We start from the raw sequence: 9,869 nt of genomic DNA, 5'->3' as shown, positions 1-9,869 counted from the left end.
TCTTTACCGGTTAGTGTGCTGATATGGCTCAGTCGGTAGAGCGCATCCTTGGTAAGGATGAGGTCCCCAGTTCGATTCTGGGTATCAGCACCATTTTCAAGCAGTACAGCTTTTGCCTGACGGCAATAGCGCCGTGGAACCACCTGATCCCATGCCGAACTCAGAAGTGAAACGCGGTAGCGCCGATGGTAGTGTGGCATTCGCCATGCGAGAGTAGGACACTGTCAGGCACCTATTCAGAAGAGGCCTCCCATACGGGAGGCCTTTTTGCATTTCTGTCCTCCCGCCGCAATTCCCTGCTTCTATTTCAGTAAAAATGCTGGGCTATCAAGGGATTGCTCGTTACTCTTTAGCCGTTGCCCGATGAACACGTGATGCTGCCTGCGAGGTATTGATGGCTACGTTGAAGGAAATTGCACAGGAGGCGGGGGTATCGCTTGCTACCGTATCCCGTGTGCTGAACGAGGATCCCAGCCTGAGCGTCAAGGACGAGACCAGGCAGAAGATCTTCGAGATTGCCGAGCGGCTGGAGTACAAGACCAGCAGCGCCCGCAAAGGGGTGCACAAGAGCAAGCTGCAGCTCCTGGCTGTCTACGCCTATCCCCAGAGCACCGAGGTCAACGATCCCTATTACCTCGCCATCCGCTACGGCATCGAGACCCAGTGCACCCGCCTCAACATCGAGCTGGCCCACTGCTACAACGGTGCCGAGGGGCGTGAGCTCTCTGCCGTCGATGGCATCCTGGTCATCGGCCATCTGCCGGAAGAACGGCTGGCCGTGCTGCGCGGGCTGTCTGCCCAGCTGGTGTTCGTGGATTGCCGCTCTCAGGGCGATTTTGACTCGATTGATGTGGATCTGGCACTCATCAGCCAGCAGGTAGTGGACTTCTTCATCGCCGAGGGCCATCAGCGCATCGGCTATATCGGTGGCCAGGATGATGGCCCGGATCTGCGGGAACTCGCCTTTCGCGATTATGGCCAGCGGCTTGGCGTGGTACAGGAGAGCGACCTCTATCGCGGAGACTTCTCCAGCGCTTCCGGCTACAAGCTGGCGAAGGAGATGCTGGCTGGCGACTGGCCCAGGGCACTGTTTGTCGCCTCCGACTCCATCGCCATCGGCGTGCTGCGTGCCATCCACGAGAAGGGACTGGCGATTCCCCAGCAGATCGAGCTTATCAGCGTCAACGATATCCCGACCGCCAAGTTCACCTTCCCGCCCCTCTCCACGGTGCGGATCCACTCCGAGTTGATGGGCTCCCAGGGGGTCAACCTGCTGGTTGAGCGGCTGCGTGACGAGCGGGATATCCCGCTGCGGGTGCTTGTACCGAGCAGATTGACTCTGCGCGGTACTACACGATGATTTTAGTAAAACACTATGTTTTTAGTCGCGCCATCTTGCGGTGGCGCAACACATCTCCCAAGCAAATCTCTTTCCCATCTCTTCCAGAAAACTCATATCACATTGTTTTATAATAGATTTCATTACAATTCAGCCTACTGCTATCAACATCCATGCCACTCATTCATATCTTGCTCTCCTTTATCTCCCGCTTCTGATCTCGCTCACAAAACCATCTGTTCATTGTGATCAGGTTAAAACTTTACCTATTCAGAACTGATATTTAGTAAATGTTTATCTAGAGTTTACCCAGTTAACGTTGCCTTGTTCCGGGAGGACATGTGAATAACTGGGAAAACGTCCAATTCGTTGGTGAAAACAGGCTGGCCCCGCGTGCCTACTTCTTCTCTTATGCCGACCACGGGCTGGCGGCCACCATGCAGCGCGAGCTGAGCCGCCGTTTTCTGAGCCTGAGCGGCCAGTGGCAGTTCCACTACTTCGACCACCCCCTGCAGGTGCCGGAGGCCTTCTATCACAGCCCCATGGACGAGTGGGGCCAGATCACCGTGCCCAACATGTGGCAGATGGAAGGGCATGGTCAGCTGCAGTACACCGACGAGGGTTTTCCCTTCCCCATCGATGTGCCCTTCGTGCCGACCAACAACCCCACCGGCGCCTATCAGCGCAGCTTCGTGCTGAGCCCGGCCTGGGACGGCGAGCAGGTGATCATCAAGTTTGACGGGGTGGAGACCTACTTCGAGGTCTATGTAAACGGCCACTACGTCGGCTTCAGCAAGGGGAGCCGCCTCACCGCCGAATTCGACATCAGCGCCTATGCCAAAACCGGCGAGAACCTGCTCTCGGTGCGGGTGATGCAGTGGGCGGACTCCACTTACATCGAAGATCAGGACATGTGGTGGATGGCGGGGATTTTCCGCGACGTCTACCTGGTGGGCAAACCGGCGGTCCATGTGCAGGACTTCTTCATCCAGACCGCGCTGGCTGACGACAACCAGAGCGCCACCCTGAGCTGCGACATCCAGCTCGAAAACCTGGGCGAGTCGGCCAAGGATCACCGTCTGGTCTGGTCGCTGCTGGATCAGGGCAGCGAGATCGCCAGCGGCTCGCTCGACCATCTCGCCATCGACGGCAAGCTCGACTGCCGCTTCACGCTGGATCTGGCCAACCCCCATCTGTGGAGCGCCGAAGACCCTTACCTCTACCAGCTGCAACTCTCCCTCTACAACGGTCAGGGCGAGCTGCTGGAAGTGATCCCGCAGCGGGTCGGGGTGCGTGAAATCACCGTCAAGGATGGCCTCTTCCATGTCAACGGCCACTACCTCAAGCTGCACGGGGTGAACCGCCACGACAACGACCACCTCAAGAGCCGTGCGGTCGGCATGGATCGGGTGGAGCGCGATATCGTGCTGATGAAGCAGCACAACCTCAACTCGGTGCGCACCGCCCACTACCCGAACGACCCTCGCTTCTACGAGCTGTGCGACCAGTACGGTCTGTTCGTGATGGCGGAGACCGACGTGGAGACCCACGGTTTTGCCAACGTCGGCGATCTCAGCCGCATCACCGATGATCCCTTCTGGGAGCCGGTGTTCGTGGATCGCATCGAGCGCCACGTGCACGCCCAGAAGAACCACCCCTCCATCATCATCTGGTCGCTGGGCAACGAGTCCGGCTACGGCTGCAACATCAGAGCCATGTACCAGCGCTGCAAGGGAATCGACCCGACCCGGCTGGTGCACTACGAAGAGGATCGTGACGCCGAGGTGGTGGATGTGGTGAGCACCATGTATTCCCGCGTCTCCCAGATGAACTGCTTCGGCGAGTTCCCGATGGCGAAGCCGCGCATCCTCTGCGAATACGCCCACGCCATGGGCAACGGCCCGGGTGGCCTGAGCGAATACCAGCAGGTGTTTGACCGCCATCCCCACATTCAGGGCCACTACATCTGGGAGTGGTGCGATCACGGCATTCTGGATCAGGACGAGCAGGGGCGCCCGGTCTACAAGTACGGCGGCGACTACGGCGACTACCCCAACAACTACAACTTCTGCATGGATGGCCTCATCTATCCGGATCAGACCCCGGGGCCGGGGCTGCGCGAATACAAGCAGGTGATCTGCCCGGTCAAGGTGCGCGCCCTGGATCTGGCGAGCGGCAAGCTGGCGGTGGAAAACCGCTACTGGTTCTCCACTCTTGACGACATCCGCCTGCTGGTCGAGGTGAAGGCCGAAGGCGAACTGCTGGCCAGCCAGCAAATCCGGTTGGAAGGGATTGCTCCCGGTGCCACCACCGAGTTGCAACTCGAATTGCCCACGCTTGATGGGCGGGAAACCTTCGTTCAGCTGCGGGTCATCAAGGCCAGTGCGACCCGCTACAGCGCGGCGGAGCATGAACTGGGTCAGTACCAGTTCCAGCTGAAAGAGTCGACTCGCCAGCTGCAGCCCTTTGCCAATCCCAACGCTACTCCGTTGGATATCGCTGATGAGCGCCTCGCGCTGACCTTGAGCGGTAGCGGCTTTGCCCTGCGCTTCTCGCGCCTCGACGGCAAGCTGGTGAGCTGGCAGCAGGATGGTATCGAGCTCATCGAGCGCTCGCCGCGCCTCACCTTCTTCAAGCCGATGATCGACAACCACAAGCAGGAGTACGAGAGCCTGTGGCACCCGAACCACCTGCAGATCATGCAGGAGCACTTCCGTGGCTTAAGCTGGCGTCAGCTGGGTGACGCGGTCGAGGTGACGGTCGAGAGTCTGATCGCGCCGCCGGTGTTCGACTTCGGCATGCGCTGCCGCTACGTCTACACCCTGAGCCCGAACGGCCAGCTGCATGTGGCGCTGTCCGGTCAGCCCTACGGCGGTTATGACGACATCATTCCCAAGATCGGCTTCGAGCTGGGTATTCGCCAGGATCTCGACCGGGTGCACTACTACGGTATGGGGCCGGGCGAGAACTATCAGGACAGCCGCCAGAGCAACTGGATCGACAGCTTCCAGAGCACAGTCGGCGAGATGTGGGAGCACTACCCCTTCCCGCAGGATAACGGCAACCGCCAGCAGGTGCGCTGGGCGACCCTGACCAACCGTCACGGCGCCGGTCTCTACGTGCGACCCGATGCCCCCATCAACCTGAGCGTCTGGCCCTACAGCTGGGAGCATATCCACGGGGCGCAGCACATCAATGAGCTGGAGCCGAGTGGTTATCTCACCCTCAATCTGGATCACAAGGTACTGGGGCTCGGCTCCAACTCCTGGGGCTCCGAGGTGCTGGACTCCTGGCGGGTGCGCTTCGAGCCGTTCAGCTTCGGCCTGACCCTGCTGCCCATCGCCCGTGGCAACCTCAATCCGGCTGCGCTGGCCGGGCTCGATCTCACCATCAACGGCGGGAGGAACCTCGCATGATCACCCTGGACAACCTGACCCTGTTCAAAAACATCTACCGGGAAGGCAAGAAGTGGGGCCGCTGCGTGGAGGCCATCAACAACCTGCCAAACCTCAAACCCGGCATCTGCCACTCCATCGGTGACTCCCTCACCTACCGCTTGCAGGAGGGGGCCAGCCCGGCCACCTCACTGTTCGAGGGGCAGCGCCGCTACTTCGACGTCCACTACTACCTGGAAGGAGCAGAGACGGTGGAGTGGGCTGCCAAGTCGGAGCTGGCGGTCGAGCAGGCTTATGACGACACCACAGACCGCGAGTGGCTGGCCGGTGAGGTGCGTGAGCGCCAGCAGGTGGGCAACGGTCAGGTGGTGATCTTCGAGAACGACGAGGCTTACCGGTTCGTCGGCGACGGGCCGGTGCGCAAGGTGATCATCAAGGTCACCGTCGAAGGCGGCTACTTCAAGAACAAATAACAAGTCGCCGGTTCTGCACTGACAAAGCCGAAAGGGCGGGGCTCACCCTACACATCATGCCCCGCCCTTTCGCTGAGATAACTACAGGTCTGGAGATGCACCATGTCTGATTCCAAACGCAATACGATAGGCAAGTTTGGTCTGCTGTCGCTCACCTTCGCGGCGGTATTCAGCTTCAACAACGTCATCAACAACAACATCGAAATCGGTCTGGCCTCGGCCCCGATGTTCTTTCTGGCCACCATTTTCTACTTCATTCCGTTCTGCCTGATCATTGCGGAGTTCGTGTCACTGAATAAGAACTCCGAAGCGGGGGTGTATGCCTGGGTGAAGAGCTCCCTCGGCGGTCGCTGGGCCTTTATCTCCGCCTACACCTACTGGTTCGTGAACCTCTTCTTCTTCACCTCGCTGCTGCCGCGGGTCATCGCCTACGCCTCCTATGCCTTCCTCGGCTACGAGTACATTCTCACCCCGGTGGCGACCACGGCGTTGAGCATGGTGCTGTTCGCCTTTGCCACCTATGTCTCCACCAACGGCGCCAAGATGCTCGGCCCCATCACCTCGGTGACCTCGTCCCTGATGCTGCTGCTGACCCTCTCCTACATTCTGCTGGCGGGTGCGGCACTGGTAGGCGGCGTGCAACCGGCTGACCCCATCACGGTAGAGGCCATGGTCCCCGATTTCAGCTGGGCCTTCCTCGGCATCACCACCTGGATCTTTATGGCAGCCGGTGGCGCCGAGTCGGTGGCGGTCTATGTCAATGACGTAAAAGGCGGCTCCAAGTCCTTCGTCAAGGTGATCATCGTCGCCGGGATCTTTATCGGCGTGCTCTACTCCATCGCCTCGCTGTTGATCAACGTGTTCGTCCACAGCGACACCCTGAAATATACCGGCGGCTCGGTGCAGGTGTTTGAAGGGCTGGCGGCCTACTTCGGTTTGCCGGAGATCCTGATGAACCGCTTCGTCGGTCTGGTCTCCTTCACCGCCATGTTCGGCTCCCTGCTGATGTGGACCGCGACCCCGGTGAAGATCTTCTTCTCCGAGATCCCGGCCGGCATCTTCGGCAAGAAAACCGTCGAGCTGAACGAGAACGGCGTGCCCGCCCGTGCAGCCTGGATCCAGTACCTCATCGTGCTGCCGCTGATGGTGATCCCGACTCTGGGCTCCAACACAGCGCAGGATCTGATGAACACCGTCATCAACATGACCGCTGCCGCCTCCATGCTGCCGCCGCTGTTCATCATGCTGGCCTACCTCAATCTGCGTCTGAAGCTCGATCACCTGCCGCGGGATTTCAGGATGGGTTCGCGCACCACCGGCATCGCCGTGGTCTCGGTGCTGATCGTCCTCTTCTCGGTGGGCTTCCTCGCCTCCACCTTCCCGACCGGCGCCGACATCATGACCATCATCTTCTACAACGTCGGCGGGATCGTGATTTTCCTCGGCTTCGCCTGGTGGAAATACAACAGATACGAGGCCTCCCTCAGTGCCGAAGCGCGTGCCAAAGAGGCCCAGCCGACAGCGCAGGTTGCCATGCAGACGCCATAGCCACTGTATTGAATCCCAATCAAACCGGGTGGCCGTTGGCCACCCGCAAACCGTTGAACCAGAAAAGGAAAAGAGCATGAGCGAGACGATCGAGTTTGCCGAATTCAAACGGGTCGAGATGAAGGTGGGCAAGGTGCTGGAGGTGGTGCGTCACCCCGGGGCCGACAAACTCTACATCGTCCAGATCGACGTGGGTGGCGAGCGGCCGCTGCAGACCGTCACCAGTCTGGTGCCTTACTACAGCGAAGAGGAGCTGATGGGCAGCGAGGTGGTGGTACTGACCAACCTCAAGCCCACCAAAATGCGCGGCGAGCGATCCGAGTGCATGTTGCTCTGCGCCGAGACCCCGGACGAGAGCCAGAGCGTGCTGTTGCAACCGCGGGTGCCGATGGCGCCGGGCACTCCGATCGTCTGAATGGTATTGCGAGCCGGTGCGGGAGACGGTACCGACTCACCAACGAGGCCGCCCAAGGGGCCTGATCACAACAAGAGAGTAAAGGGCGGGGCCGACAGACCCTTGCCAAACACATCACAGAGTCACAGCGTTACCCGCAGGGAGCGCGAGTCCACTGGAGGAAACCATGTCTGAATCCGTACGCGGCACCATAGGCAAGTTTGCCCTGTTGTCGATGACCTTTGCCGCCGTGTTCAACGTGCGCAACATCGTCAACAACAACATCGAGCTGGGGCTCAGTTCCGCCCCCATCTTCCTGCTGGCGACCCTCGTCTACTTCATCCCGTTCGTTTTCATCATCGCCGAGTTCGTCTCGGCCAACAAAAACTCCGAGTCGGGGATGTACGACTGGCTCAAGAAGCCGCTCGGCACCCGGATGGCCTATCTGGGCTCGTTTCTCTACTGGTTCGTGAACCTGTTCTGGTTCGTCTCCCTGCTGCCCAACGTCATCGCCTACGCCTCCTACGCCATGCTGGGCTATGAGTACAGCTTCTCCCCCATGGTCACCTCGATCATCTCCATCGTGCTGTTCGCGGCGGCGACCCACATCTCCACCAAGGGGGCGAGCTGGCTCGGCAAGATTGCTGAAATAGTGGCCTACGGGGTGTTTGCCCTGTTCGCCATCTATGTGCTGGGCGCCCTGATGGCCCTGAGTGGCGATCATGTGCCGGCCCAGCCCATCACGCTGGAGGCGATGACTCCCACCGTCAACTGGGCGACCCTCGGCATCATGTGCTGGATCTTCCAGGCGGCGGGCGGTGCCGAGACCGCGGCGGCCTACCTCAATGACGTCAAGGGGGGCCAGAAGTCCTTCATCAAGGTGATCATCAGTGCCGGCATCGTCATCGGCGCCATGTATGCGGTCGGTTCCCTTTTGGTGAACGTGTTCGTGCCGCGCGAGAGCCTCACCTATGCTGGCGGCATGGTGGAGATCTTCACCGGCATGGCGCAGTATTTCGGGCTTTCCGAGGCGATGGTGGGCCGCTTCGTCGGCGTGGTGCTGTTCATCGCCATGTTCGGCTCCATGATGATGTGGACCTCGGCGCCGGTGAAGATCCACTTCTCCGAGATCCCGCAGGGGGTTTACGGCGAGAAGACCACCCAGCTCAACGAGCACGGCGTGCCGGTGCGCGCCGCCTGGTGGCAGTTTGTCTTCGTGTTCGTGATGCTGGTGGTCAATGGCTTCGGCTCGGAATCGGTGCAGCAGATGATGAACACCGCCATCAACCTCACCGCCGGTACCGCCATGCTGCCGCCGATCTTCATCATGGTGGCCTACTTCGTGTTCCGCTGGAAACATGACGACACCCCCCGCGAGTTCCGCATGGGGTCGCGCACCTTCGGGATGGCGGTGGTGTCGGTGCTGATCGCCATCTTCGTGGTGAGCATGAGCGCCTCCGCCTTCCCGGCCGGGGTGGATCTGGTGCGCGCCTTCTTCATCAACGTCTTTATGACCGCGGTCTTCTCGGCGCTGGCCTACTGGTGGATCTCCCGCTTCGAGAAGCGCCAAGCCCGCAAGTCAGGTGGCAACGAGAAGAAAGCGGGCAGCGACACCCTCGCCAGCCAGCGCTGATCGGCATGTGGCAAACAGGAGACGGGCGACCCTGGTCGCCCGTTTTTTATGGCTATGTCCCAATTACGTGTTGCATCGGGTGCCCTAGCGCCTCATGCAAACACATCTTGGTATTTACCTCCCTGCCGTAACGTTCCAGCATCCTGCGCCAGCCCAGATAATTCCTCAGGTAGTGGGTTGCGACTCCATGGAATCGTTCCATCCACTCCTTCAACCGCCGGTGATATCCGTTCACATGCTGGATGTGGTATGCCCCAATGACTCGCTCACCTCGACGGTTGTACACCACCTGATGTGTTATACCCCGCGCTTGGCTGAAACTGGCATACACCCCTGCACCATCACTGCAGAGCACTGCATCGGGCGCGATGAGTGGCTGCAACACCGCTTTCACCGTCTGCGCATCCAGCCTTTCCAGCTGAAAGTCGGCTTGATGGCCCGCCCTGTCCTGCACCACCATCACCGGGATGTAATCCCGCCCGGTCCCCCGGGTACGCCCTTTCCCGCCACGATGTCTTGCCGGACGAGGCAACCCTCGCTGCCCCTTGAACGATTCGAGGAAGAAGGTTTCATCCACTTCCACAATGCCTTCTTCCCGTGTTGCCTGGTGGTTTGCCATCGCCTTCAGGAAGCGGTGACGCCACAAGAATGCGGTGTTCTTGCAAACACCGCAGCGGACGGCGGCCTGGCGGACAGTGAGCCCGTCGATGAGAGCCTGGGCGTAGTCCTCCCAATGCTCAGCCTTACGTAATCTGGCCAAAGGCGTCTTGGTGAGGAGGGAGCTGGTTCGCCGACACTGCTTACAACGGTAACGACGCAGCCCACGGCTCCAGCCCCAGGGGGTCAGCTGGGTGGCATCCGCCTGGCAGTGGGGACAGCCGCAGCATGTGGGTAACTGGGCATGGAGGGACGTAATCGGGTGTGGAGCGGCGAGCTCATGCTGAGCGACACGGCGCTGACGCAGAGTAAGTAATGGAAAGAGGGACAACAGGTGTTGGAAGGCTGGCGTATCCATGATGAAGGTCCTCGCGGTGATGACCTACTTCCAGATTAGCCTTCCAACACATAATTGGGACAGCGCCTTTTT

The 9,869-nt window shown here is 60.0% G+C and carries 7 protein-coding genes, 1 tRNA gene and 1 rRNA gene; 8 read left to right on the top strand and 1 reads right to left on the bottom strand.

The annotated features are described in order from the left end of the window. The first annotated feature begins 17 nt into the window (after window positions 1-17). The 8 genes from AB5Y80_RS02375 to AB5Y80_RS02340 all read left to right on the top strand — a co-directional run bounded on the left by AB5Y80_RS02375 (window position 18) and on the right by AB5Y80_RS02340 (window position 8,782). Window positions 18-93, top strand: a tRNA-Thr gene (locus AB5Y80_RS02375). Between the two features lie 22 nt (window positions 94-115). Then, a 5S ribosomal RNA gene (rrf, locus tag AB5Y80_RS02370) occupies window positions 116-230 on the top strand. Between the two features lie 164 nt (window positions 231-394). Continuing rightward, window positions 395-1,360 (top strand): transcriptional regulator EbgR, encoded by a 966-nt coding sequence (ebgR, locus tag AB5Y80_RS02365; RefSeq protein ID WP_183149155.1) that lies wholly within the window; start codon window positions 395-397, stop codon window positions 1,358-1,360. 320 nt (window positions 1,361-1,680) lie between these two features. Further along, the gene (ebgA, locus tag AB5Y80_RS02360; RefSeq protein WP_368172487.1) at window positions 1,681-4,755 is read left to right on the top strand and encodes a beta-galactosidase subunit alpha; all 3,075 of its coding nucleotides are present in this window, start codon (window positions 1,681-1,683) and stop codon (window positions 4,753-4,755) included. Continuing rightward, complete coding sequence (locus AB5Y80_RS02355; protein WP_069784192.1) at window positions 4,752-5,207, top strand: beta-galactosidase subunit beta; 456 nt, start codon at window positions 4,752-4,754, stop codon at window positions 5,205-5,207. Before ebgA ends, AB5Y80_RS02355 begins: the two co-directional genes overlap by 4 nt. A 102-nt stretch (window positions 5,208-5,309) precedes the next feature. Further along, a complete protein-coding gene (locus AB5Y80_RS02350; protein ID WP_368172486.1) occupies window positions 5,310-6,755 on the top strand; it encodes an amino acid permease in 1,446 nt (481 codons plus the stop codon). Between the two features lie 76 nt (window positions 6,756-6,831). After that, window positions 6,832-7,170 (top strand): tRNA-binding protein, encoded by a 339-nt coding sequence (locus AB5Y80_RS02345; RefSeq protein WP_005342042.1) that lies wholly within the window; start codon window positions 6,832-6,834, stop codon window positions 7,168-7,170. A gap of 166 nt (window positions 7,171-7,336) precedes the next feature. Next, window positions 7,337-8,782 carry an amino acid permease gene (locus tag AB5Y80_RS02340; RefSeq protein ID WP_368172485.1) on the top strand — a complete coding sequence of 482 codons (1,446 nt, stop codon included), beginning with the start codon at window positions 7,337-7,339 and terminating at the stop codon, window positions 8,780-8,782. A gap of 52 nt (window positions 8,783-8,834) precedes the next feature. Here AB5Y80_RS02340 and AB5Y80_RS02335 read toward each other — a convergent pair whose 3' ends face one another. Continuing rightward, window positions 8,835-9,797, bottom strand: coding sequence for an IS1595 family transposase (locus AB5Y80_RS02335; RefSeq protein ID WP_368172475.1), 963 nt, complete (start codon window positions 9,795-9,797; stop codon window positions 8,835-8,837). Window positions 9,798-9,869: the final 72 nt, after the last annotated feature.

This window comes from Aeromonas sp. R2-1, from assembly GCF_040908425.1.
GTDB classification, from domain to species: Bacteria; Pseudomonadota; Gammaproteobacteria; order Enterobacterales; family Aeromonadaceae; genus Aeromonas; species Aeromonas caviae.
Note: the sequence above shows the minus strand (reverse complement) of the source record. Positions and strands in the feature narration are given on the sequence as shown.

Excerpts from the sequence above, each read along its gene's own strand:
- ebgR (WP_183149155.1), top strand. The coding sequence starts at position 395 with ATGGCTACGTTGAAGGAAATTGCACAGGAGGCGGGGGTATCGCTTGCT.
- AB5Y80_RS02355 (WP_069784192.1), top strand. The coding sequence starts at position 4,752 with ATGATCACCCTGGACAACCTGACCCTGTTCAAAAACATCTACCGGGAA.
- AB5Y80_RS02350 (WP_368172486.1), top strand. The coding sequence starts at position 5,310 with ATGTCTGATTCCAAACGCAATACGATAGGCAAGTTTGGTCTGCTGTCG.
- AB5Y80_RS02345 (WP_005342042.1), top strand. The coding sequence starts at position 6,832 with ATGAGCGAGACGATCGAGTTTGCCGAATTCAAACGGGTCGAGATGAAG.
- AB5Y80_RS02340 (WP_368172485.1), top strand. The coding sequence starts at position 7,337 with ATGTCTGAATCCGTACGCGGCACCATAGGCAAGTTTGCCCTGTTGTCG.
- AB5Y80_RS02335 (WP_368172475.1), bottom strand. The coding sequence starts at position 9,797 with ATGGATACGCCAGCCTTCCAACACCTGTTGTCCCTCTTTCCATTACTT.